19 protein-coding genes are annotated in these 23,788 nt (G+C 72.3%); 5 read left to right on the top strand and 14 right to left on the bottom strand.

Going from position 1 to position 23,788, the window contains the following annotated elements; translation table 11 throughout:
* Nucleotides 1-38 precede the first annotated feature (38 nt).
* From ACZ7MF_RS09210 to ACZ7MF_RS09200, 3 genes are all read right to left on the bottom strand, one after another.
* A complete protein-coding gene (locus ACZ7MF_RS09210) occupies nucleotides 39-1,280 on the bottom strand; it encodes a hypothetical protein (protein WP_471475474.1) in 1,242 nt (413 codons plus the stop codon).
* Complete coding sequence (locus ACZ7MF_RS09205) at nucleotides 1,265-2,374, bottom strand: hypothetical protein (RefSeq protein WP_471475473.1); 1,110 nt, start codon at nucleotides 2,372-2,374, stop codon at nucleotides 1,265-1,267. The genes ACZ7MF_RS09210 and ACZ7MF_RS09205 overlap by 16 nt, the downstream gene beginning before the upstream one ends.
* Nucleotides 2,375-2,582: 208 nt before the next feature.
* Nucleotides 2,583-3,491, bottom strand: coding sequence for an NAD(P)-dependent oxidoreductase (locus tag ACZ7MF_RS09200; RefSeq protein ID WP_471475472.1), 909 nt, complete (start codon nucleotides 3,489-3,491; stop codon nucleotides 2,583-2,585).
* A gap of 83 nt (nucleotides 3,492-3,574) precedes the next feature.
* On the opposite strand from ACZ7MF_RS09200, the gene ACZ7MF_RS09195 reads away from it, so the two are divergent.
* Both ACZ7MF_RS09195 and ACZ7MF_RS09190 read left to right on the top strand, forming a co-directional pair.
* Complete coding sequence (locus ACZ7MF_RS09195) at nucleotides 3,575-3,958, top strand: winged helix-turn-helix transcriptional regulator (RefSeq protein ID WP_471475471.1); 384 nt, start codon at nucleotides 3,575-3,577, stop codon at nucleotides 3,956-3,958.
* A gap of 50 nt (nucleotides 3,959-4,008) precedes the next feature.
* Nucleotides 4,009-4,569: a pyridoxamine 5'-phosphate oxidase family protein gene (locus tag ACZ7MF_RS09190; protein WP_471475469.1), complete on the top strand. Its 561-nt coding sequence runs from the start codon at nucleotides 4,009-4,011 to the stop codon at nucleotides 4,567-4,569.
* 16 nt (nucleotides 4,570-4,585) lie between these two features.
* Here ACZ7MF_RS09190 and ACZ7MF_RS09185 read toward each other — a convergent pair whose 3' ends face one another.
* The 4 genes from ACZ7MF_RS09185 to ACZ7MF_RS09170 all read right to left on the bottom strand — a co-directional run bounded on the left by ACZ7MF_RS09185 (nucleotide 4,586) and on the right by ACZ7MF_RS09170 (nucleotide 9,810).
* The gene (locus ACZ7MF_RS09185; RefSeq protein ID WP_471475468.1) at nucleotides 4,586-5,941 is read right to left on the bottom strand and encodes a M64 family metallopeptidase; all 1,356 of its coding nucleotides are present in this window, start codon (nucleotides 5,939-5,941) and stop codon (nucleotides 4,586-4,588) included.
* 142 nt (nucleotides 5,942-6,083) lie between these two features.
* Nucleotides 6,084-7,112 (bottom strand): alpha/beta hydrolase, encoded by a 1,029-nt coding sequence (locus tag ACZ7MF_RS09180; RefSeq protein WP_471475467.1) that lies wholly within the window; start codon nucleotides 7,110-7,112, stop codon nucleotides 6,084-6,086.
* 130 nt (nucleotides 7,113-7,242) lie between these two features.
* Nucleotides 7,243-8,895, bottom strand: a complete 1,653-nt coding sequence (locus ACZ7MF_RS09175; RefSeq protein ID WP_471475465.1) for a phosphodiester glycosidase family protein — start codon at nucleotides 8,893-8,895, stop codon at nucleotides 7,243-7,245.
* Between the two features lie 129 nt (nucleotides 8,896-9,024).
* Nucleotides 9,025-9,810 carry an SAM-dependent methyltransferase gene (locus ACZ7MF_RS09170; protein ID WP_471475464.1) on the bottom strand — a complete coding sequence of 262 codons (786 nt, stop codon included), beginning with the start codon at nucleotides 9,808-9,810 and terminating at the stop codon, nucleotides 9,025-9,027.
* Nucleotides 9,811-9,943: 133 nt separating this feature from the next.
* Here ACZ7MF_RS09170 and ACZ7MF_RS09165 point away from each other — a divergent pair, with 133 nt between their 5' ends.
* Complete coding sequence (locus ACZ7MF_RS09165; RefSeq protein WP_471475463.1) at nucleotides 9,944-10,762, top strand: SAM-dependent methyltransferase; 819 nt, start codon at nucleotides 9,944-9,946, stop codon at nucleotides 10,760-10,762.
* Between the two features lie 26 nt (nucleotides 10,763-10,788).
* Here ACZ7MF_RS09165 and ACZ7MF_RS09160 read toward each other — a convergent pair whose 3' ends face one another.
* The 5 genes from ACZ7MF_RS09160 to ACZ7MF_RS09140 all read right to left on the bottom strand — a co-directional run bounded on the left by ACZ7MF_RS09160 (nucleotide 10,789) and on the right by ACZ7MF_RS09140 (nucleotide 17,470).
* Nucleotides 10,789-12,675: a discoidin domain-containing protein gene (locus ACZ7MF_RS09160; RefSeq protein ID WP_471475461.1), complete on the bottom strand. Its 1,887-nt coding sequence runs from the start codon at nucleotides 12,673-12,675 to the stop codon at nucleotides 10,789-10,791.
* Between the two features lie 138 nt (nucleotides 12,676-12,813).
* Nucleotides 12,814-14,172 (bottom strand): GH1 family beta-glucosidase, encoded by a 1,359-nt coding sequence (locus ACZ7MF_RS09155; protein WP_471475460.1) that lies wholly within the window; start codon nucleotides 14,170-14,172, stop codon nucleotides 12,814-12,816.
* A 44-nt stretch (nucleotides 14,173-14,216) separates the two neighbouring features.
* On the bottom strand, nucleotides 14,217-15,056 hold the full coding sequence (locus ACZ7MF_RS09150) for a carbohydrate ABC transporter permease (RefSeq protein WP_471477201.1): 840 nt from the start codon (nucleotides 15,054-15,056) through the stop codon (nucleotides 14,217-14,219).
* 7 nt (nucleotides 15,057-15,063) lie between these two features.
* Nucleotides 15,064-16,092 (bottom strand): carbohydrate ABC transporter permease, encoded by a 1,029-nt coding sequence (locus ACZ7MF_RS09145; protein ID WP_356861839.1) that lies wholly within the window; start codon nucleotides 16,090-16,092, stop codon nucleotides 15,064-15,066.
* Between the two features lie 61 nt (nucleotides 16,093-16,153).
* Nucleotides 16,154-17,470 carry an ABC transporter substrate-binding protein gene (locus ACZ7MF_RS09140; RefSeq protein ID WP_471475459.1) on the bottom strand — a complete coding sequence of 439 codons (1,317 nt, stop codon included), beginning with the start codon at nucleotides 17,468-17,470 and terminating at the stop codon, nucleotides 16,154-16,156.
* 176 nt (nucleotides 17,471-17,646) lie between these two features.
* Here ACZ7MF_RS09140 and ACZ7MF_RS09135 point away from each other — a divergent pair, with 176 nt between their 5' ends.
* Nucleotides 17,647-18,972 (top strand): ROK family protein, encoded by a 1,326-nt coding sequence (locus ACZ7MF_RS09135; RefSeq protein ID WP_471475458.1) that lies wholly within the window; start codon nucleotides 17,647-17,649, stop codon nucleotides 18,970-18,972.
* 119 nt (nucleotides 18,973-19,091) lie between these two features.
* Nucleotides 19,092-19,745, top strand: a complete 654-nt coding sequence (locus ACZ7MF_RS09130) for a TetR/AcrR family transcriptional regulator (protein ID WP_471475456.1) — start codon at nucleotides 19,092-19,094, stop codon at nucleotides 19,743-19,745.
* Nucleotides 19,746-19,918: 173 nt separating this feature from the next.
* Here the strand turns inward: ACZ7MF_RS09130 and ACZ7MF_RS09125 are convergent, their stop codons facing one another.
* Complete coding sequence (locus ACZ7MF_RS09125) at nucleotides 19,919-20,959, bottom strand: LacI family DNA-binding transcriptional regulator (protein ID WP_471475455.1); 1,041 nt, start codon at nucleotides 20,957-20,959, stop codon at nucleotides 19,919-19,921.
* An 81-nt stretch (nucleotides 20,960-21,040) separates the two neighbouring features.
* On the bottom strand, nucleotides 21,041-23,773 hold the full coding sequence (locus ACZ7MF_RS09120; protein ID WP_471475454.1) for a glycoside hydrolase family 3 C-terminal domain-containing protein: 2,733 nt from the start codon (nucleotides 23,771-23,773) through the stop codon (nucleotides 21,041-21,043).
* Between the last annotated feature and the right edge of the window lie 15 nt (nucleotides 23,774-23,788).

Raw genomic sequence — 23,788 nt, 5'->3', positions numbered from 1 at the left:
TCGCGGGCGCCGCCCGGTGGGTGTTCCGGCACCCGCCCCTACGACCAGCTCAGGAACACCGTGTAGGTGTCCAGGAGGTTGTTGACCACGTCGGTCGTCGCCTCTCCCCCGGTGGTCGGCACCACCCTGAAGTCGGGCTTCCGGTAGGAGTAGGTGTCGTCGGTCCGCCGGGCGTTGGGGTCGTGGACGGCGACGAGGAACCGCTTCCCGTCCGGCGACACCAGCATCCCCTCCGCGACCCTCCCGTCGTGCGGGTCGACCACGCCGATCGGGGCGCCCGAGGCCCGGCCGGTACGGGCGTCCATGATCCGGAAGGATCCGGTCGAGGTGCGGCACAGCACCCGGTCGTCGCCGGTCCAGCCGACGACGCCCACACACCCGCTGAGCAGAGTGGCCCGGCGCGCCGAGCGGGAGGTGAGCGCTCCTGAGGAGTTCCAGGTGTCGAAGACGTTCCCGAAGACCTTCGGTGCCTTGGCGGTGAGCCGTCGGCCGCCCGGTGCGAGGTGCACCGTGTCCGCCTGGACGGCGCGCGGGGGCTTGCCCATGACGGTCAGGGGCAGGCCGTGCCCGGCGGCCGGGCCCTCGTCGGACAGGTCGTGGGAGCCCTCGGTGGACCGGGAGCCGATCCGCTGCCCGCCGCCCTTCGCCGTGTACGTGAACCACACGCCGCGCCCGTCCGGCGACATCACCGCGTTCTGTTCGTCGGCACCCGCCGACCCGCTCAACCGCACGACGTCGTCGAGGTCGGCGCCGCTCACCACGTAACCGACGTGCGAATCCTTCTTGTTGCCGGGGTCGCGCAGGACCACGGCCATGCGCGTGAACGCCAGGTCGAAGAGTGCACGGACCCGGGGAGCCATGTACTCCAGGGTGGCCACCTTGTAGGGGGACGGATTGTCCGGATTCATACCGCAGAGGTCCACGAGGGGGCTGTTGACCGCCTTCACGCCCGCGTAGTTCGTGAACGCGGCGTCGCTCGGGATGGGGAAGGTCCGTTCCGCGCGCGGTTGCCACGTCTCGGGGTCCCATGCCCGGACGGTGACCGCGGCGAAGCGCGCGCCCATCCCGCACGTGGCCGTGACGACCGTGTCCTCGCGGGTGAAAGGACTGTCCGGGAGGACATAGTCCCGGTTGCCCAGGAAGGGCGCCGCAGACGCCGAGGACTTCGAGGCCGGCTTCTCCTCGGCCGGCTGCGCGCTGCACCCCTGGACACACAGGAGGGCCAGGACGGCCAAGGCGAGAGGAACCACCCTTGCCTTGGCGGTCAGACCAGTTCGCACAGCGGCCCCTTGGGATTCTTGTGGCACGGCGTCCAGGCGACGGAACCGAAGACCCACTTCTGCTGGAGGTCCGCCGGGACGGACTCCGTAAGGATGCGCAGCGGCTTGCCCTTGGCGTCCTTCAGCTGGAGCCACTCGCCCTTCTGGTAGGAGTCGTTGTAGTGGACCTTGATGCCCCACTCGCACGCCTGTCCCGGTGGCGCGATGGCCTCCACTCTGAGGCCGCCGGAGGGCTGGCCGCCTCCGACCTCGATGTAGTGGGTGCCGAAGTAGGACTCGCCCTGTCCTTCGGCGTCGTCGGTGAGCACGGGCTCGTCGGCGCGCGGCGGAAGATGGAGCCGGATGCCCTGGTAGGCGGCTCCGCCCTGGGGTGGCACGGCAACGACGGTCCGTGTGGTGCTCTTGTGGCAGGTGATGTCGGTGGTCTTCCAGCCGTCGATGACCACGGCGGAGGACCGGGTGCTCAGCACGGTCATCTTGAAGGAGTCGGTGAGTTCGAGGCGACCGTCCCGGGTGTAACGCACGTACCGCTCCGGGGCGTGTTCCATCACGGACGCGTACACGAGCGGGCGGCCGCCCAGCTCCCTCAGGTAGGAGAAGGCGGAACCGGGGTCGCCGGTCGTCAGTTTCCGCGCCTCGTCGGCGGTCAGCTTCCGGTCGAGGACCATCGCCCACGTGGGAGGCTCGCCCTCCTCCGGCCGCACCGACACCGTGAACGGGGTCTTGGCCGCGTCGATACCCGTGTTGGTGTCGTTCTCCCTGATCGCGCTCGGCTTGATCATGAGATACGCCACCAACACCGCGCCCAGGACGCCCAGAAGACCGAGGGTCGCCTTCACCAGCAGCCAGCGGAGCTTCTTGCGCCGGGAGGCCTCGGGGTCCACCCCGAGCGCGTCGGAGACGAGCGCCTCGAAACTCTCGTCGGGGCGGCCTCCCCCGTTGGTGGACGGCTGCGGTGAGGCCGGTGCGGGGTCAGCGGGCGGTGGAGGCGTGTCCCCGTCCGCGTCCGCGTGCTGCCCGGTGGGCTCGGCGGGGGTGCCGTCGTCGTCCGGCTGCGGCTCCGGAGTCCCGTCCGGCGAAGCGGTCGTCGTCATGCTCGTCCCCCTGCAACACGTCGCATCCCGTCTACGGCGGCCGATGACACCCGCGGCGGCCGGGCCGCTCGAAGCCGCCCTGATCCCTCGTCACGTACCGGTTCGCCCGTCACGTACAGCAGTCTGCCGCACCGGCCTCACCCCTGGTAACACACCGGTCACAATCGGGCCCTCGGTCCGCGTCTCGCGTCCCGCGTCCCGCGTCCCGTCAGCGCGGTGCCCGGATGCCGTCGATGATGCGTGTCCAGTTGTCCCTGCCGTGGCCGTTCTCGATCGCGTGCCGGTAGTGGGCCTGAACGGCCAGGGGGAGCCCGAGGTCCAGGCCGAGCGCTGTGCTGGTGTCGACGATGTGGTCCGACGTCGCGCCCATCATGGTGACGGTGCTGAGGTGGCCGGGATGCTCTCCGGCGTCGAGCGCGGCGCCGGGGCGGTCTTCGCCCGCCCTGAGGATGTCGCCGATGGAGTCGGCGGCGGAGAGGAGTTCCGGGAGGGCCTCCTCGGCCGCCATGCCCGCGGTGCCCAGCATCGCGGTGGCGTGCATCAGGGCGGACAGGGTGCTGAGGAACACGATCAGCTGGGCCTGGTACATGAGTTGGGCCAGGCCCGGGTCCTCGCCCAGGTACCTGGGTGTGCCGAGCGGTGTCAGCGTCGGCAGGTGCCGCTTCATCACCTCGCCGGGGCCGCTGTAGTAGACGTACGCCGCCTCCGTCCCGACCATCGGCGCGGGGGTCATGACACCTCCGGTGAGGAAGGTGGCCCCGTGGCCCGTGGCCCAGGCGGCGGCCTCACGTGTGCGGTCGGGAGTGTCGGAGCTGAGGTTGACCAGTGTGCGGCCGGCGAGCGCGTCGGTCGTGTCGTCGAGGATGTCGTACATCGCCTCGTAGTCCGTGAGGCTGAGGAGTACGAGGTCGCTCGCGCCGACGGCCTCGCGGGGTGTCTTCGCGCGCGTCGCGCCCGCGGCGACCACGCCGTCGGCCCGGCCGGCGGTGCGGTTCCACACGGTGACCGGGTGGCCGGCGGTGAGGAGGGTGTTGGCGATCGCCTGGCCCATGGGGCCCAGGCCGATCACGGTGACGGCGGTGTTCTGGCTGCTGGTGCGGTTCCGGTGTGCGTTCACTCCGCCATCCTCGGAGAGCGTGGGTAGGCTCGGAAGTACCCACTATTTTCTGCGGTACTTACCTTTTTGTAAGGGGATCAGCGATGGCCAAGGCGCCGAGGTCCGGGCCCTACGTCTGCGGCATCGATGCCGCGCTCGACGTGGTGAGCGGCAAGTGGAAGGGCCTGATCCTCTGGGAGCTCGACGCCCATCGCGTACGTCGCTTCGCCGAGCTGCGTCGCGGCCTGCCGGGGGTGAGCGAGAAGATGCTGGCGCAGCATCTGCGGGAGATGGAGGAGGACGGTCTCGTCCACCGGAAGGTGTTCGCGGAGGTACCGCCGCGAGTGGAGTACTCCCTGACGGAACACGGGCGCACGCTCAACCGGGCACTCGGTGCCCTCGGGGCCTGGGGGTCCGAGCGGATACGGCGCGAGGGCTGCGAGGTGCGGGACCCTCAGTCGTCGGTACTCCATCGGGAGCACCGATGATTTCCAGGACGGCCGGCAGTCGTTACGGACAAGAAGGTTAGGAGTCCGCCATGTCCGTGCAACGACCCGGCGCCGAGCAGCCCACGACCGAGCTCGACGCCCGCTACAGCTCCGCACTCCACCCCCGTCCCGGCGCCGCGGACGTCACCGCCACCGAGTGGGACGAGGCCCGGCGGCGTCTGGAGGCCGCCGAGATCTTCTGGGTGGCCACGGTGCGGCCCGGTGGCGGGCCGCACGTCACGCCGGTGATCGCGGCGTGGCACGACGGGGTGCTGTATTTCTCCACCGGGCCGGGTGAGCAGAAGGCCCGGAACCTGGCGCACGATGCGCACTGCGCGCTGATCACGGGCGGAAACTCGCTCACCGAGGGGTTCGACCTCGTGGTCGAGGGCGAGGCGGAGCCGGTCGGTGATCCGGCGGTGCTGGAGGAGGTGATCGCGGCGTACGAGGCGAAGTACGGGTCGCACATCACGTCGGCCGAAGGCACCTTCCACGGCATCGGGGACGCCATGCGGCGCGGGGACGCGGTGCTGTTCGCGGTGGCCCCGGTCACCGCGTACGGGTTCGGCCGGGACGACGGGGTCTACAGCCATACACGCTGGGGGTTCTGAGCGGCGCTGCGGTGGGTCAGCGGCCGACCGTCCAGGTCGCCGAGTTGGACGTGAGGTCCCGGACGGCGTGGTTGCGGACGGCGGTCGTCGTGTCGACCACCGTGGCGGTCACCTTGTGGGTGCGCCTGTCCGCCGGGACGCCCAGGGCGGCCGGGAGGACGGAGGTCCTGCCTCGGGCGTGCCTGGCCTCGCGTCCGTCGACGTACCAGCGCAGTTGCGGGCGGGCGAGACCCGTGCCCGTGTCCAGGTCGGCGAGTTCCACGGAGAGGCGGGTGAAGCGGGTGGCCCCGGCCGCCGTGTTCCGCAGCGGGGTGAGGGCGTTGGCCGAGCGGTAGAAGCCGGCGATCATCGCCTCCCGGCCGGGGAGGTTGAAGCGGTCGGTGTTCAGGGAGCGCATGATGGAGTTCTCCGTGGGACGGTAGACCCCGTACTCGTAGTAGTCGGCGCCCTCGAAGGTGCCGACGACGCCGCCGCTCGGGTCGCTCTCGCCGAGCCAGGCCGCCCACTTGGTGCGCTGCCTCGCCATGTCGTCCGCCGTCAGGGTCGAGGCGTTGGGGTAGGCGGGCTCGGGGTTGGGGTAGTCGCCGTAGCCCTCGTACTGGTACTCGTCCGCCAGGAGGCCTATGGAGTGGGCCATCTCGTGCGCGGCTATCAGGGTGGACCGGTCGTTGTCGGAGGAGAGCGTGGAGACGCCGTCGTAGCCGTAGTCCGCCGCGAGTCCGGAGTAGCCGGCCCCGCCGTACTTGGCGGAGTTGGAGACCACGATCACCAGGTCGGTCGCCGGTGCCTGGTCCGCGTAGGTCTTCGTCCTGTCGAGGTCGACGCAGATCAGGCGCTCCGTGTCGCCGCACCAGAAGTACGAGCCGAGCGCGGTGTTCCTGACGACGTCCCGGGTCGGGTCGCCGGTGACACCGGAGTCCTCGGAGACGGCCTTCACGGCCCAGACGTTGAAGAGGCCCTCGTAGCTCTTGTACGGGTCGATGTCGGTGACCTCGTCCCACTTCGTACGCGCGTCCTCGAGGAAGTCGTCCTGCTCGGCGGCCGTGTAGCCGTCGCCGATGATCGTGACGTCGAGGCGGTCGGCGGTCGGGCCGGTCTCGGCGAGCGGGACGACCTCGCCGTCCTCGGATGCGGCGGCGGTGCGTTCCCGGGGGTCGGAAGCGGTCGGCCCGTCCGGCTGTATGTGCGGGCTGTCGGCCGGGACGCTGGTACGTGCGCCCTCGCCGGCCGGCTCCGGGAAGTACTCGACGTCGACGTACGGGCCGGTGCCGGCCGGCGGTGCGTCGGCGGCGCCCGCGCCGTCGACCGCGGTCAGGGAGACAAAGAGGGCGAGGACGGTTGCCGCCGCCGACCTGCGCAGGCCTGTGTGCACGAAGCTCTCCCCAACCCGATGGACGCAACCACGATGTAACTGCCTCACTTAAGTGCAGTTAAGTGCTCGCTTAAGTTAGGGGTCCGCCAGAGCTTCTGGCAAGGGGTGTGCGGGATGCGGGAGTTGCTCGGCGTCGTGCGGGTCAGTCGTCGACCCCCAGCGCCCCCAGCAGCATCGGCAGGGACGCGTGCAGCTCGCGCTCCCAGTACGCCCAGCCGTGGGTCCCCGGGCCGTAGAAGTTGGTCGTCACGTGCCGCGCGCCGACGCGCTTCAGCTCGGCCGCGAGCGCGTGGTTCTGGCGGTTGAAGTCGGCCTCCAGCGCGCTCGTGGCGCCAGGTGCGTCCAGAGGGCCGGTGGTGCCGTCGCCGCAGGAGAGGTAGACCGGGATCGACCTCAGTCGCTTGGCGAGGTGGAAGGGGTCGTGGGCCTGCCAGATGCCGCGCTGGGCGACCGGGTCGCCCCAGACGCGGAGCGGGTCGTTGTCCTGGCCGGCGAAGAAGCCCATGATGCGGTCGACCGACTCGTCGTTCAGGAGGGGGTGGGCGGAGCCGGAGAAGGCCGCCGTCGCCCTGAACATCCCGGGGTTCCGGGCGGCGTACAGCAGGGCGCCCTGGCCGCCCATGGACAGGCCGGCGACCACGCGGTCGCTGCCCGCGCCCCAGTCGCGTTCCAGGAGGTGGCGCAGTTCCTTGGTGTGGAACGTCTCCCATGCCGGGTCGCCGCCCTGCCCGTGGTTCCACCAGTCGCTGTACCAGCCGTTCCAACCCGCCTCGGGCATCACGACCAGGACGTCGCGCAGGCTGTCCGTCTCCGCCACGTCCGTCATGCTCGTCCACGAGGTGTAGTCGCCGCAGCAGCCGTGCAGGAGCCAGAGGGTGGGCCAGTGCTGGCGGTGGCGTCGGTCGTGCGGGTCCCAGCCGTCGGGGGTGAGGAGGCGGACGTCGACCGTGCGGCCGCCCAGTGCGGCCGACCGTACCGACAGGTCGACCTGCCGGTCCGCGACCCGGGTGACGGCGACGACCTCCGCGCCGGGGCGGGCGGCGCCGGTCTCCGGTTTCCCGGCGGCCAGGGCCCCTGGAGCGGTCGGCGTCAGGACGGCCAGCAGGACGGCGAGGACCAGGAGGAGTCTCGCTCGCAGCGGGGTGAGGACGGTGGGCACGTTCGCGAACACGGCGGCTCCCTGGGTGGGTTGCTGTGCGTGGCGCCTGGTGTGTGCTGCCTGGTGGTGGTGCGTCGTGCCTGGTGCGTGGTTCCTGGTCGGTGGTGCGACCGGCGGGCGGTCGTGGCGGACCGGGGCAGGGTCAGGTGTCGTGCCGGTGCGGAAGGATCAACAGCGCGTCGCCGACCGGGCGTTCGCCTGCGGCGTCCGAGGGGGAGTTGAGTACGGCGCCCTCGGCCACCATCGTCGTCGAGCCGCCGCCGTCCAGGTTGACGGCGTCGCGCAGGCCGAGTGACCTCGCGACCTTCGCGCCCTCGCCGATGCTGAGCCCGAGGGAGTCCGTGCTGCGTCCGTCGGCGGTGACGAGGACGGTGCGGCCCGCGGCGTCCACCCCGGCCAGGGTGCGCGGGTTGCGCTTGTGGACCCAGCCGTAGTACCAGCTCGGGTCGCCGGGGTGCACCATGCCGTCGGTGGCGGGGGTGACGTGGATACGGCCGTCGCGGACCAGCTCGGGGCCCGCGTTCACGATGTCGGTACCAGGCGAGGTGGACATCCGGCGGCCTCGGTCGTCCAGCAGCGTCGTGCTCACCCGCAGGCGGTCGCCCACGTGGGCCAGGGCGGTCAGGTCGGCGACGCGTTCGCCCGTCGCCTGGACCGAGCTGCCGCCCCGGGGAATCGTTCCCCCGCGTGGAGAGCGCAGTTCCACGACCCGCTCGTGGGCGTCCAGCACGGCCTCCACACCGGCGCCTTCGGGTGTGCGGGCGCCGTAGTCCGGGGTGAAGGTGACCAGCTCGTCGGGGTTGGTGCAGGTGACGTCGTGCAGCGGGAGCGACGTCGGGGTGTCGCCCGCGCTGCCGCCGCAGTTCCTGATCAGGCCCGGTACGCGGTTGACGCCGTTCAGCGGGAGGGAGGCGGCGCGGGTGGCGATCCGGCCCTGCCAGGTGAGGCGGGCGATCTCGGTGCGGCGCCCGTTGTCGTGGACGATCAGGGCCGGGCGTCCGGCCACCGGTTCGCTCAGCAGGCGGCCGTCGTACACGCCCACTCCGGCGGGGTCGCCCGGTGCGCCCGCCTTCGGGTCGAGGACGAAGAAGCCGGCGTTGACCGCGGCCGTGGCGGCTGCCGACGCCGAGAGCGCGCTGGTCGTCTCGCGGTTCTCCAGGTCGGGCCCGTACGACGCGTCGAGAGTGCCGCGGAATGTGCGTGGGTCGATGGTGAGTACGTCGACGTGCCACGGGCCCCGGTCCGTCGCCTCGCCGTCCCAGCCGGTGTAGACGGCGGAGCCCGAGTACCCGGCCGCTCTCAGGCGGGTGCGTTCGGCCGTCGCGGCGGGCTGCGCGTCGAAGGTGCCGATGCGGACCCGCCAGCCGAGGGTGCCGCCCCGGTAGTCGGCCGTCGCGGGTGTCGTCACCTCCTCCACCCTCGCGTCGAAGCCGTCCTGCCGCAGTGCGGCGGCCAGTTCGTCGGCGCTCGCCCGGTCCTTGAGGGCCGTCGGCGGTGCGTCGGGGTCCGGGGAGGTGTCGCCGCCGGGGATGGACACCTCGACGGTCCAGTGGAGTGCCGGGTCGTCGGCGTTCCCGCGCACGATGCGGGTCAGGGTGACGCCCGGCTGGAGGGTGGTCGTGGTGCGGCGCTCGGGGAGGTCGGCGGGGCCCAGGGGAAGGGCGTGACGGGCGGACGGCGGGTACCCGCCGGGGTGCGGGGACGCCGCGGCGGCCGGTGGGAGCGCGGCCGACGCGGTGAGGGCGCCGAGAACGGCTCCCATGACGGCGCACAGCCGCATTTTCCTCTGCTTCATCTGTCGTCCCGCCTCACGCCGACCACGGACACCGACCGACCCATGCTGCGCACAAGTATCGGCCGGTCCCCGCCGACGTCAAGGCCGCCCCGGGCGGCGGAGGTTCGCCCGGTCGGCTCGCGGACCTGGTCAGGGGATCCGCGCCACGCCCACGTGGAAGCCGCTGCGTTCCCGCACCGGTGCCGGTTCCTCCTGGTACCACTCGGTGGCGAACACCAGGCCGGGTTCGACGAGTTCGAGGCCGGAGAAGAAGGGCTCGACCTCGCTCCGGGTGCGCATCCGCAGCGGGATGGCCCCCTTCTTGTAGGCGGACTCGGTCTCCTGCCTCAGCTCCGGGTGCTGGTCGGCGGTGCCGTGCGACAGGAGCAGGTAACTGCCGGAGGGAAGGGCGTCCACGAGGGTGCGCACGACACGGTACGGGTCCTCGTCGTCCGGCAGGAAGTGCAGGAGCGCGATCAGGGAGAGGGCGATCGGACGGTCGAAGTCCAGTACCTCACGGGCGCGTTCCAGGATCGCCGCGGGATGTCGTACGTCCGCGTGGAGGAAGTCCGTTGCCCCCTCCGGGGTGCTGGTCAGCAGCGCCTGGGCGTGCCTGAGGACGATCGGGTCGTTGTCCGCGTAGACGACCCGGGCGGCCGGGCTGATCGCCTGCACGATCTGGTGCAGGTTGGGTTCGGTGGGGATGCCGGTGCCGATGTCCAGGAACTGGTCGACACCGTTCCTCGCCAGCCAGGCCGCCGCTCGGTGCATGAACGCCCGGTTGCGGGCCGCGTTGCCGCGTGCCTCCTCGGGGAGGGTCTCGCCGACCCGCTGGTCGACGGGGTAGTTGTCCTTGCCGCCCAGCAGCCAGTCGTAGACGCGCGCCGGGTGCGGCTTGCTCGTGTCGATGTGGGTTCTGGGTGTACCGGCCGTCACAGGACACTCCTCCGTACGCGGAACGGCATCGTCGGGTCGTCAGCCTAGGATGATGTTCCGACCGGCGCTCATCCAGGTGCTCATCACTCCGGCGCCCTGGGTGGCCCACGAGTTGAGGACGGAGTCAGGCCGCATGACCTCCCTGAGCAGTGGCGAGAGCGCCGCCCACCCCGACCGGATCGACACGAGCAGGCCCCATCCCGCCCGGATGTACGACTACTTCCTCGGCGGGAAGGACAACTACGAGGTCGACCAGAGGGCCGCCGAGCAGTTCATGAAGGCGGCGCCCGAGGTGCGGGAGGGAGTTCTCGCCAACCGGCACTTCATGCACCGGGCGGTGCGGCACGTGGTGGCCGAGGGCGGCGTCCGCCAGATACTCGACGTGGGCACCGGCCTGCCCACCGAACCCAACGTGCACCAGATCGCGCGGTCCGTGGCGCCCGGGACCCGGGTCGCGTACGTCGACAACGACCCCATCGTCGCCACCCACTCGAGGGCCCTGGCGGACGACCCTGACACCGCCGTCGTCCTGGCCGACCTGCGCGACCCCCGCGCGATCCTCGACCATCCCGAGGTGCGCGCGGTCATCGACTTCGACCAGCCCGTGGCGCTGCTGCTGGTCGCCGTCGTGCACTTCGTGGCCGACGCGCAGGACCCGGCGGGCATCGTCGCCACGCTGCGCGACGCGCTGCCCGCCGGTTCCTACCTCGTCCTGTCGCACGCGACGGGCGACGTCCACGAGGACCGGCGCGAGGACGCGGCGGCCGTCTACAACAAGGCCACCGCGTCCCTCAACCTGCGCTCGCACGCCGCGGTCCTCGACCTGTTCGGGGACTTCGCGACGGTCGAGCCGGGGCTGGTCCGCGTCACCGACTGGCGCCCCGAGGAGGCGCGGCGGCCCGACGCCCCGCCGATCGGCATCTACGGCGGAGTGGCGCGGAAGGGCGCCTGACGCACGGCGGCGGCCCGGTCCGGCGGCTACCCCTTCTGCTCGACCCGCACCCAGTCCACCTCGGCCTGCACTCCCCCGGCCGCGATCCGGTCCACGCTGGACTGCGGCAGCCCCCAGTACGGACTGGTCACCTGGTTCCAGCCCGCCGGGTAGGCGCCGCCGAGCGCGAGGTTCAGGATGACGTACTGGTCGTGGTCGAAGACCCAGGCGCCGCGGGTCGACTCCAGCTTGTTGCGGGTCGTCTCCTGGACCACCCGGTCGTCGACGGAGAACGTCATGCCCGTCGGCGTCCACTCCACCGCGTAGGTGTGCCACTGGTCGGCCCGGCCGCCGCCCGGGTACACCTGGCGCGCGCCGACGTTGCCGTCGGCCGAGTAGCCGGGGCCGTGCAGGGCGCTGCTGGTCCAGTCGCCGTAGCCGATGTTCTCCATGATGTCGGTCTCCCCGGAGGCCGGCCAGGACACGGAGGGGTCGTCGACGTTGCTGCCGAGCAGCCAGAAGGCGGGCCAGAAGCCGTCGCCGACGGGGAGTCTCATGCGGGCGCTGACCCGGCCGTAGGTGAAGTCGAACTTGGTGTTGGTGTCGATGCGGCCGGAGGTGAAGTCGTAGGTGCCGCCGCCTGCCTTGGTGCAGCCCTTGCAGTGCTTGGCACGCAGGACCAGGGCGCCGTTCTCCAGGCGGATGGTGTCGGCCGAGTCGACGTAGGCCTGCGACTCCCCGTTGACGGAGCCCATCTCCGTGCCGGTGCGGACGACACGCCACTTGCCGCGGTCCAGCGCCGCCGAGGTGAAGTCGTCGTAGAACGTGGTTCGGTAGGTGCCGGACTGTTCGCCGGGCAGCGCCGGGTAGGCGGCGGCCGCGCTGCCTCCGGTGCCCCAGACCTCGAACTCGTAGAGGGAGTAGCCGAACTGGGCGGTGGCGGGCGCGGGGTTGTAGAAGGAGCGGCGTTCCTTGCCGAGCATGCGGACGTAGCGGCCGGTGGCGGGCTGGGGCAGGCGCACGGTGTCGTGGCGGCCGGTGGCCTCGCCCGGGGACTTGACGTCGGCGCGGCGGGTGGCGACCTCTGCGGCGGAGGGGCGGTACACGGTGCGCCAGGTGCGGTTGTCGTCGGAGACCTGGAGTTCGTAGTCGACGGCGTAGGCCGCCTCCCAGTACAGGTCGACGGTGTCGACGGTGGAGGTGGCGCCGAGGTCGACGGAGACCCAGCGGTCGGCGTTCCAGTCGCTGGACCAGCGGGTGGCGTCGGCCTTGAGGTCGGCGGGGCGGCCGCCGTCGGTGACGAACGCGGGTGAGTTCCCGGCGTGCTGGTAGACGTTCGAGTACGCGGGGTGGTTGAGGGCGAGGTTGGTGCGGGTGGTGGAGGCGGGGGCCGGTTCGCCGCCGTAGACCTTGAAGGAGTAGAGGGAGTAGCCGTAGGGGGTGGCGCGTTCGATGCCGCGCATGCGGACGTAGCGGGCCCGCACCTCCTGCGGGTAGGTGTGGGCGGTGACCGATCCGCCGGTGCCGGCGGTCTCGGTGTAGAAGGGCGTCCAGTCGGTGCCGTCGGTGGACGCCTCCAGTACGTATCTCTTGCCGTAGGCCGCTTCCCAGTCCAGGGTCACCCGGTCGACGCGGATCGTCGCGCCGAGGTCGACGCGGATCCAGGCGCCGTCGGCGAAGTCGCTGGACCAGCGGGTGCCGCCGTCGCCGTCGAAGGCGAGGCCGGGCGCGGTGCCTGCGTTCTCACTGGCCGAGGCGGTGACGGCGGCCGGGTCGGCGGCGTACGCGGTGGCCGCGCGGTCGGTGTCCCAGCCCGCCGCGGCGACGGACGGTCGGGCGGCTGCCGGGGTGGGGGCGGTCAGGGACGGGACCGCGGCCAGCAGGGCGAGCGCGGTCAGGGCGGTGAGCAGGGTGCGGGGGGTACGGGACGGCATGCGGTTCTTCTCCTCGGGACGACTGGACAATGCCGTGAACATGGTCATGTACCTGACAGAACAGTTCGTGCGCGCGGACCGTGATGGGCGCGGACCGTGGTGGGCGCGGACTCCCGCATCCGCACCCACCACGGGGTCTCAGGCGGCCTTGCGCTCTCTCCCGCGCGCCCGGCCGATGATGTCCGCGTAGTGGTGTCCGCTGCCCTTGATTGTGCGGACCTGGGTCGCGTAGTCGACGTGGACCAGGCCGAAGCGCTTGTCGTAGCCGTACGCCCACTCGAAGTTGTCCAGCAGCGACCACGCGAAGTAGCCGGCCAGCGGGGCTCCCCTGCGGGCGGCGGAGGCACAGGCCGCGAGGTGGGCGGTCAGGTACTCCTGGCGCTCGGGGTCGTCGATCGTGCCGTCGGGACGGATCACGTCCGGGAAGGAGGAGCCGTTCTCGGTGACGTACAGCTTGCGCGGCCCGTACTCCTCGGTCAGGCGCAGCAGCAGGTCCTCGATCCCGCCGGCGTCGATCTCCCAGTCCATGCCGGTGCGCGGGACGCCGGCACGGCGGACGGTGCGCACGTGCGGGGCGGGGCCGGTGGGGTCGGCGGCGACGGTCTGGGGGAAGTAGTAGTTCAGGCCCAGCCAGTCCAGTTCGGCGCCGATGAGCCGCATGTCGCCGGGCCGCTCGGGGAGTTCGACGCCGTAGACCTCGCGCATGTCCTCCGGGAAGCCGCGGCCGTGGATCGGGTCGAGCCACCAGCGGTTGGTGTGGCCGTCCATGCGGCGGGCGGCGGCCAGGTCCTCCTCCCGGTCGGTGGCGGCGTGGATGGTGGAGAGGTTGTTGACGATGCCCACCCGCGCGTCCGGGGCCGCCGCGCGGATGGCCTCCATCGCCATGCCGTGGCCCAGGAGCAGGTGGTAGGAGGCGCGGACGGCCGCCGTCAGATCGGTCCAGCCGGGGGCCATCTTGCCCTCCAGGTGCCCGATCCAGGCCGAGCACAGCGGCTCGTTGAGGGTGGCCCAGTGGCCGACGCGGTCGCCGAGGCGTTCGGCGACGACGGAGGCGTACGAGGCGAAGTGTTCGGCGGTGGCGCGCTCCGGCCAGCCGCCCCGGTCCTGGAGCACCTGGGGCAGGTCCCAGTGGTAGAGGGTGACGGACGGGGTGATGCCGGCCGCCAGCAGGTCGTCGACGAGCCGGTCGTAGAAGGCCAGGCCCTTCGCGTTGACCGGGCCGTCGCCGCCCGGCAGGACGCGCGGCCAGGCGACGGAGAGGCGGTAGGCGTTGGTGCCCAGCCGCCGCATCAGCTCGATGTCCTCGTGGGTGCGGTGGTAGTGGTCGCAGGCGACATCGCCGTGGTCGTTGTTGTCGATCTTCCCGGGAGTGTGCGAGAAGGTGTCCCAGATCGACGGCGAACGTCCGTCCTCCGCCACGGCTCCCTCGATCTGGTACGCCGATGTGGCCGTGCCCCACAGGAAGTCGTCCGGGAGTGCGGCGAAGTCGATGGTCACGAAGGTCCTTTCGGGGTGGGGGTGAAGGTGCTGGGGCGTGCCGGTCACTTGACGGCTCCGGCCGTCAGGCCCGCCACGAGATAGCGCTGGAGGAGCAGGAAGCCCGCGACCACGGGGACGCTCACGACCAGCGAGGCGGCCATGATCTGGTTCCAGTACACGTCGTTCTGCGTGGAGTAGCCCTGGAGTCCGACCGCGAGGGTGCGGGTGGCGTCGTTGGTCATGACGGAGGCGAACAGGACTTCGCCCCAGGCGGTCATGAAGGCGTAGACGGCGACCGCGACGATGCCGGGGATCGCGGCGGGCACGACGACCTTGAACAGGGCGCGCAGCGGCCCGCAGCCGTCCACCAGGGCCGCCTCGTCCAGGTCGCGGGGGACCGAGTCGAAGTACCCGATCAGCATCCAGATGGAGAAGGGGAGCGAGAAGGTCAGATACGTGAGGATCAGGCCGCCGCGGGAGCCGAACAGGGCGATGCCGGTGGCGTTGCCGATGTTGACGTAGATCAGGAACAGCGGCAGCAGGAAGAGGATGCCCGGGAACATCTGCGTCGACAGGACGGTCACCGAGAAGACCCGCTTGCCGCGGAACTCGTAGCGGCTGACGGCGTAGGCGGCGAAGACCGCGATCACGACGGAGCAGACGGTCGCCGCGCCCGCCACGATCAGCGAGTTCACGAAGTACTTCGCCAGCGGGACCGTCGACCAGATGTCGATGTACGGGCGGACGGTCAGGTTGCTCGGCAGCCAGTGGAACTGGCTGGAGACGTCCTCGAGCGGCTTCAGGGAGCTGGAGACCATGACGTACACCGGCAGCAGGACGAAGCCGGTGAGCAGGGTGAGGAAGACGCGGCGGGTCCAGACGAAGGAGCGCGGGGCCGCCATCGTGGACTTAGACATCGGCTGCCTTCCTTCCTCGGGAGGCCCGGGGCGTCCGGGTGGCCCGGGAGGTCAGGAACAGGTACACGCCCGTCACCACGAGCAGGAAGAGCAGCAGCAGGACCGACATCGCCGAGCCGGCGCCGAAGTTCCAGGTGACGAACGACGACTGGTAGATGTGGATGGAGATCAGGTCGGCGGCCTCCGGCGCCGCCTTGCCGAACAGGACGAACGGCGTGTTGAAGTCGTTGAACGTCCACAGGAACAGCACCAGGACGAGGACCTGGTTGACCGGGCGCAGCGACGGCAGCGTGATGCGGCGGATCTGCTGCCAGACTCCGGCGCCGTCGAGGGCGGCGGCCTCGTACAGCTCCTTGGGGATGTTCTGCAGGCCGGCCATGACGATGAGGAAGGCGAACGGCCAGCCCTTCCACACCGAGACGACGAGCAGCGCGACGAAGCTGTTGTCGCCGATCAGCCAGAACGAGGGCTTGTCGGTGAGGCCGAGCTGGTCGTGCAGGACGTGGTTCACCAGGCCGTTGTCGTGCTGGAACATGAACGCCCAGGTGATGACGGCCGCGTAGACCGGCAGGGCGTACGGCACCAGGAAGATCGCGCGGAGCAGGCCCCGGCCGCGGAAGGCGTCCTGCATGCAGATCGCGGCGGCGGTGCCGATCAGCCAGCACAGGCCGACGGAGAGGATCGTGAAGGCGCAGGTGACGAGGAAGGAGTGGAGCAGCGCCTCGCCGACGGGGGCGTCGAAGTCCACCGACATGGTGAAGTTTTCGAGGCCGGTCCACGGGGCGGTGGTCCAGTCGCGGATGTAGAACTGGGTGAGTTCCTTGAAGCTCATCACGATGCCGATGACCATCGGCACCAGGTGGACGAGGAGTTCGAGGAGCAGGGCCGGCAGGAGCAGCAGGTAGGGCAGGCCGATGCGGCGGATCCGCCCGGGGCGGCGGCGGGGTCCGCGCGCCGTCCCGGGGGAGCTCTTGCCGACCGTCCGCTCGCCGGGCTGCGCCGAGGCGGTCGTGGTGGTCATGGCGAGGTCCGTGTCCGTGTCGGAGTCGGTGGGGCCGGTTCGAAGTCGAAGGTCGGGGCGCTCACTTGTTGGGCATCTGCTGCTGTGCCTTGGCGAGCTTCTCCTTGACGGACTCGGTGGTCACCTCGCGTCCGTTCGCGGCGTCGGCGAACAGTTCCTTGACGGCGGTGCCGACCGCGGTCTCGAACTGCGACTCGTCGGGCACCTGGGGCAGGGCCGCGGCACTGGTGGCGAGGGTCTCGCGGAGCACGGCGGTGGCCTGGGTGTTGAACGCCGGGTCGGACTGGGCGGCCTTGACCGGCGGGATGGAGCCGTAGGCCTTGTTGAGGAGCTTCTGCTCGGCGTCGCCGGTCATGAACTTCACGAACTCGGTGGCGCCGTCGATGTTGTCGCTGTTCTTGAAGACGGCCATGTTGATACCGGCGACCATGGAGTTGGTGGCCTGGCCGGCGCCGGGCGCCCCGGACGGGACGGGGGCGGGGGCGACGCCCCACTCGTCGTCCTTCATGCCCATGGTCTTGAAGGTGGCGGAGGCGGTCTGCCACAGCACCATCGCGGTCTTGCCCTTGGCGAAGTCGCTGAGGGACTGGTTCTGCGCGTACTCGGCGTTGCCGGGCGCGACGACCTTGTCCTCGGCCATCAGGTCGACGTACTGCTTGACGGCGGCGACGACGCCGTCGGAGGTGAAGTCGGGCTTGCCGTCGGCGGTGAAGAAGTCGGCGCCGTGCTGCTTGGCGAGGACGAAGACCTGGTGGATGTTGTTGGACAGGTTGGAGCCCTCGGCACCCAGGCCCCACTTGCCGTTCTTGGAGATCTTCTTGCCGGTCTCGACCAGCTCGTCCCAGGTGGCCGGGGGCTTGGTGATGCCGGCGTCGGCGAACATCTGCTTGTTGTAGTAGAGCGCGTAGGCCATCGAGTACAGCGGGACCGCGGCCGGGTCCTGGCCCTCGACGCCGGTGGAGCCGAGTGCGGAGTCGACGAAGCGGTCCCTGCCGCCGATCTTCTCGAAGTTCTTGGCGTCCCAGGGCAGCAGGGCGCCGGTGGCCTGGAGGGAGGCGCTCCAGGTGTTGCCGATGTTCAGGACGTCGGGGCCCTGTCCCGAGGTGGTGGCGGTGAGGATCCGGTTCAGCAGGTCGGACCAGGGCACGACCTCCAGTTTCACCTTGATGCCGGTCTCCTTCTCGAACTTGTCGAGTTCGGGCTGGAGGACCTTCTTGTCGACCTCGATGCTGGCGCCCTGGTTGGAGGCCCAGTAGGTGAGTTCCTTCGGCGAGTCGTTGGATCCGCCGCCCGAGGAGGAGCCCCCTCCGCAGGCCGTGGCGGCGAGTGCGAGAGACATGGTGACGGCGCCTACGGCCGCGGCTCGGATGCTGCGCATGGCTCCTGGGTTCCTTCCGGGAGTCGGTCGGGAAGTCCCGACGGCGGCTTCGGCTGTTTCCCTTCCGAAGCCCCTCATGGCTTAATTTAGGACGTGAGTTAAACCCCGAGAGAAAGACTCGTCAAGGTCTCGCGCACGTTCGAGGGGCGCGCCGGGGCGGAAATGGGAGGGGCCGGATGGCCAGGCACGGCGGGCGCACGGTCCGTGACCTGCGGCGGGAGAGCCGCAGCACCGTTCTGCAACGGTTGTATTTCGACGGGCCGATGAGCCGGCTCGCGCTGGGCTCGGCGGCGGGCCTGAGTTCGGGTTCTGTCAGCAATGTGGTCGCGGAGCTGATGGCCGACGGACTGGTGGAGGAGGCGGGCACCCTCGGCGCGGACGGCGGCCGGCCGCGCACCCTGGTCCGCGTCGCGGCGGACCGGGGGCGCCTCGTCGGGGTCGACGTCGGCGAGACCCGCGTACGCGTGGAGCTCTTCGACCTGTCGATGTCCGAACTCGCCCGGACGGAGCGCGCGTTGCCCGGTCACGGGTCGCGCTCGTACGACGTCGGTGTCGTCGCCGGGCACATCCTCGACGGGGTCGCGGAGGTGCTCGCCGCCGACGGCACCGGCGGCCGGGCGCGGGGCCGCGGTGAGCTGCTGGGGGTCGGCATCGGTGTCCCCGGCATCGTCGAGCACACGGCCGACGGCACCCTGGTGCACGGCCAGACCGTCGGCTGGGACGCGGTCCCGCTGGAGGCACTGCTGCGCGGCTCGGGCCGACTGCCCGCGCACGTACCGCTGTTCGTCGAGAACGGCGCCAGGACGCTGGGACAGGCCGAGATGTGGTTCGGCGGCGGACGCGGCGCGCGCAACGCCGTGGTCGTGCTCTTCGGCTCCGGGGTCGGCGCGTGCGTCGTCACCGACGAGGTCGAGCAGGGGCAGGCGGTGGAGTGGGGGCACCTGACGGTACGGGTGCGCGGGCGCCGCTGCCGCTGCGGAGCGCGGGGCTGCCTGGAGGCGTACGCCGGGGCGGAGGCGCTGCTCGCGCGGTGGCGGGAGGCGGGCGGGCAGCCGCCGCCCGGCGCCGACGAGGAGGCCGCGCTGACCGCCATGCTGTCCGCGGCCAGGCCGGGGCCCGGAGGCGAACCGGACCCGGTGGCGTCGCGGGTGCTCGCGGAGACCGCCGAGTACCTGGGCGCGGGGCTGGCCGACCTGGTCAACCTCTTCCAGCCCGAGCGGATCCTGGTGGGCGGCTGGGCCGGACTGCAACTGGGCCCGGCCTTCCTGGAGTCCGTGCGGGCCCACACGCTCGCCCACGCCCTGCGGCACCCCGCCGGACGGGTGGGCATCGCACTGGGCCGCCTCGGACCCGACGCGGTGACGGTGGGCGCCGCGATCCTGCCCCTGGCGGCGTTCTTCGCCCGCGGCGGCCGGCGTCCGCCGGTCGACTCCCCCGCGCCGGCCCCGGCATGGCGGGCGGCCCTCGGGGGGAGGCTGGCGGGGCAGCGCGGCGAGGGATGAGGGCATGCGCGCGGCGCGTGCAGCGGCAGGTGCGTGGACTAGGCTGAACCGACCGGGAGGCGCCCGGGAGCGACCGAGAGCAACCGAGAGCAACCGAGAGCGGCAGGGAGAACGGCGAGATGGCAGGCCGAAGGCGTTGGTCGACCGAGCAGATCCTGGACGCGGCGGCGGAGCTGCTGCTCGCGGGGGACACCGAGACGTTCAGCGTGCGCAAGCTCGCCGCGGCGCTGGGGACCGACTCCTCCAGCCTCTACCGGCACTTCCGCAACAAGACCGAACTGCTGCGCGCGGTCGCCGACCGGATCCTGCTGTCCGCCATGGACGGCTACCGGCCCGAGGGTGACTGGAAGCAGCGCCTCACCGCGGTGGCCCTGCGGCTGCGGGAGGCCTTCGGGCAGCAGCCGCAGCTCGCCGCGGTCTGGGGGCGCCACGGCTCCGGCGGCACGGGTTCCCGGCTGATGATGGAAGAGGTGCTCCAGGCCCTGCGCGCCTCGGGCCTGCCCGACGACGAGGTCCCGGCGCGCTACCACCGGCTCGTGATCCTGATCTCCTCGCTGATCACCGCCGAGGGCGGATTCGGCGCCGTCGGCACCGAGGAGCACGAGCAGGGCATGGAGCAGTTCCGCGTCGCGGTGCTGGGCGCCGATCCCGAGCGCTTCCCCGCACTGGCGCACTTCGCCCGCGAGATCCGCCCGCTGGGCGCGGACCGCGGCGCCGCCTTCGAGGAGATCCTGGCCGCCCACCTCGCCGACATCGAGGCCGCGCTCCCCTGACCCGGGCCGCCCGCACCAGGGGGTGTCGTGTGGATCGGGCCGACTCCAGGCAACGGTGCCTTGTCGCCGACTCGAGCGACGACAACGCCGCTGGGGGTGCCTCCCACGCCTTTGGGGCAGTGGGGGAGCGCATGCCGGACCCCGCGGCCCCGGCACGATCCAAACGAGATCCCCTAGGCCGAGTCCCGTACCACCAGCTCCGGGTCGAAGATCACCGACGTGGGCTCGCCGCGCGTGCCCTTGATGTGGTCGTCGAGGAGGCGTGCCATCGTGGCCGCCATCTCCTCCACCGGCTGCCGAACGGTGGTCAGCCGGGGACGGCAGGTGACGGCCACGCTGGAGTCGTCGAAGCCGACGACCGCGACGTCCTGCGGCACCCGGCGTCCGTGGTCGCGCAGCACCTGGACGGCGCCCTGGGCCATCAGGTCGTTGGCGGTGAACACGCCGTCGGTGTCGGGGTGTTCGGCGAGCAGTGCCGTCATCGCGGCCATGCCGCTGTCCACCGTGAAGCCGCCCTCGGCCACCGGCACGTACGGGTGCCCGTGCCGGGCCAGGGTGTCGCGGAAGCCGGCCAGGCGCTCCTGGCTGGCCGCGACCGCCAGCGGGCCCGCGACGGTGGCTATCCGGCGGCACCCCCGCTCCAGCAGGTGCTCGGCCGCGAGCCGGCCGCCGTCGCGGTGGGCCAGGTCGACGTAGCTGAGCGGCACGGGGCGGCCCGGACGGGCGAACAGCACCGCCGGCAGTCCGGCGCCGGCGAGCAGCGCGGGCAGCGGGTCGTCGGGGTGCGTGGACACCACCAGCGCGCCGTCCGCGCCGCCCTGCCTGAGGTAGGCCACGACCTCCTGCCGGGCCTCGGGCGTCTCGGCGAACATCAGCACCGGATGCATCCTGCGCGGCCGCAGATGCCCGACCACGCCGCCGACGACGCGGCCGAAGAACGGGTCGGCGAAGACCCGCGTGGCGAAGGCGTTCTGCTCGGTGTCCGTGGCGTCGCCCGCGCCCGAGACGACCAGCGCGACGGTGGTCGTGCGCCGGGTCACCAGCTGCCTGGCGGCCTGGTTGGGTGCGTACCCGGTCCGTTCGATGGCCCGGCGGACCAGGTCCTGGATGGCCGGGTCCACGTTGCGGACGCCGTTGACCACCCGCGAGACGGTGGCCCGGGAGACGCCGGCCTCCCGGGCCACGTCCTCCAGGGTCGGGGCCTGTCTGCTCATGCCCGCACCCTAACCGGCCGGGTCCGGCGCACGGTAGAGCGCTCTCCCCGCCCCGCCCCCCCCACCCCGCTCCGTCCGCCCTCACGCGGAAGCCGGGGGTACCACCTCCAGGTCAGCGACCAGCGGCACGTCCCCCGCCGACCGCCCGGCCAGCACCCGGCAGGGCCCCGCCTCCGTACGCCAGGCGCCTTCCGTCACCGACCAGTGGCACAGCGCCCGCGCCGGGACGCGCACCGTCGCCGTCACCGTCTCCCCCGGGCTCGCCCGCACCGCCGCGTACCCGGCGAGCCACCGCGCGGGACGGTCGAGCGCGGAGGCGGGCCGCGCGAGGTACACCTGGACGACCTCCCGGCCCGCCCGCACTCCGGTGTTGCGCACCCGCACCCGCACGGTGAGGTCGTCGCCCGCCCTGGTCACCGGCGGGACGGTCAGCTCCTCGTAGGTCCAGGTGGTGTAGCCGAGCCCGTGGCCGAACCAGTAGGCGGGCGTGCGGTGGTGGCGCAGCCAGGCCCGGTAACCGAGGTGCAGGCCCTCGTCGTAGTCGAGGCGGCCGCCGTCGGGGCGGGTGCGGGTGACCGGGGCGTCGGCGAGGACGGCCGGCCAGGTGGTGGGCAGCCGTCCGCCCGGCTCTGCGTGTCCGAACAGCACGTCGGCCAGTCCACCGCCGCCCTCCTGTCCGGGGAACCAGGCCAGCAGCACCGCGCCCGCCTGTTCCCGCCAGGACAGCTCCACCGGGCCGCCGCTGTTCACGACGGCGACGGTGCGCGGGTTGGCGGCCGCGACGGCCCGGACCAGTGCGTCCTGGGTGGCGCCGAGCGCCAGGCCCGTACGGTCGTAGCCCTCGGACTCCCCGTGCTCGGTGGTGCCGACGACCACGATCGCCGCGTCCGCCGCACCCGCCGCGCGGGCGGCCTCGGCGAGTGACGCGGTCACGTCCGGGGCGGGCGGGGCCGCGACGAGGACGGTCGCCCGGCCGGTGCCGGGTGCCAGCTCGCGGCGGGCCACCAGCAGGGTGTCCCGGCCGACGGTGAGGTCGGCCGTTGTGTACTGGGCGGGCGGGTTGACGTGCACCACCGCCGGATCGTCGGTGGACGGCGGGAAGTCCCCCTCCAGCAGGGTGCGTCCGTCCACCGTCAGGCTCATCCGGCCGAACCCGGCCACGCCCAGGGACCAGGAGCCGCCGGTGCGGGGACGCAACCGGGCGCCGATCTCGACGGTGTGCGCGCCCGGCACCAGCCGGGGCTCCAGGAGGCGCCCGCCGCGCCGCCGTTCGGCGTACAACTCGCGGCCGTCCGCGTCGAGCATCCGCAGCAGGACGCCGGGCAGCCCCGAGCGCGGATCGGTGCAGGTGTCCGGGTCCAGTGGAGGTGCGGGGCCGTCCGGGCGGGGGCCCGGGACGTACACGACGCGGGCCCGGCCGCGCAGTTCGGCCCGGATGCCGTCCAGGACGGACACCTCGTCCTGCGGGAAGACGCCCGCGCTGCCGCCGCCCTGGGTACGGGTCCGCGCGGCGTGCGCGCCGATCACGGCGACCGTTCCGAGGCGGTCGGGGTCGAGCGGCAGGACGTCCCTGTTGGCCAGCAGCACGGCACCGGCGGCGACGGCACGACGGGCCGGCACCCGGCCGTCCCCGGCACGCCGCGGACCGGGCCCGGACGGCTCCGCACCGTGCGTCGGACCCCGGCCCGGGCGGCCCTCCGCACCGGGCCACGGATCCTGGCCCGCCGCACCGTCCACACCCGGCGAGAGCGCCGAAGTCGATGAGACCCCCGCCCGGGGCGGCAGGCCCCGGCCCGGCGATCCCTCCACGCCAGGCGACGGACCCCGGTACGGCGGGCCCTCCGCGCCGGGCGGAAGGGGCAAGGCCGACGCATCCCTCGCGCCGGACGGCAGAAGCGGGACCGGTGAGGCAGCCGGTCCGTCCGGGGCCGGCGATCGGGACGCGTCGCGCTCGTCCAGCGCGCCCAGCCACGCCGCGAGGCGCAGCAGGCGCCGGGCCTTGTCGTCGACGGCCGGCTCGGGCACCTCGCCCTCGGCCACCGCGCGGGCCAGCGCCTCGCCCCAGGGGCCGTCGGGTCCCGGCATGGCGAGGTCGAGGCCGGCCCGGGCGGTGTCGGCGGTGGCGCGCACCGCGCCCCAGTCGGAGACGACGACGCCGTCGAAGCCCCACTCGCTCTTCAGCGGGTCGGCGAGCAGGGCGTTCGCGGTCATGGTGGTGCCGTTGACCGCGTTGTACCCCGCCATGACGAGCCGGACCCCCGCGGCCACCGCCGCCTCGAAGGGGGCGAGGTAGACCTCCCGCAGCGCCCGCTCCCCCACCCGCACGTCGACGGTGAGGCGGTCGGTCTCGGAGTCGTTGGCCACGTAGTGCTTGGCGGTGGCGGCCACACCGTGGGCCTGGATGCCGCGGACCAGCGCGGCGCCGATGCGGCCGGTCAGCTCCGGGTCCTCGGAGAGGCACTCGAAATGCCGGCCGCCCAGCGGGCTGCGGTGCAGGTTGAGGGTCGGGGCGAGGAGGACGTCCACGCCCTTGCGCCGGGCCTCGGCGGCGAGCAGGCCGCCGAGGTCTTCGACCAGGGCGTCGTCCCAGGTGGCGGCGAGCGCCGAGGCGGAGGGCAGCAGGAGAGAGGTGCTCCGCTCGTCCCAGGCCTCGCCCCGTACGCCCGCCGGGCCGTCCGACATCACCAACTCCCGCAGCCCCACTGCCGGTTCCGCCCTCGTGCGCCAGGTCGTGGCGCCGTTCAGCAGCAGTGCGCGGGCGCGTGGTGTCAGTTTGCCGAGCAGCCGGTCGATCTCTTCGTCACTCGTCCCCACCCGGGTCTCCCCCCT

Source organism: Streptomyces sp. NPDC111628 (assembly GCF_055635195.1).
The sequence above is the reverse complement of the archived record's forward strand: the minus strand, read 5'-3'. Positions and strand labels throughout refer to the sequence as shown.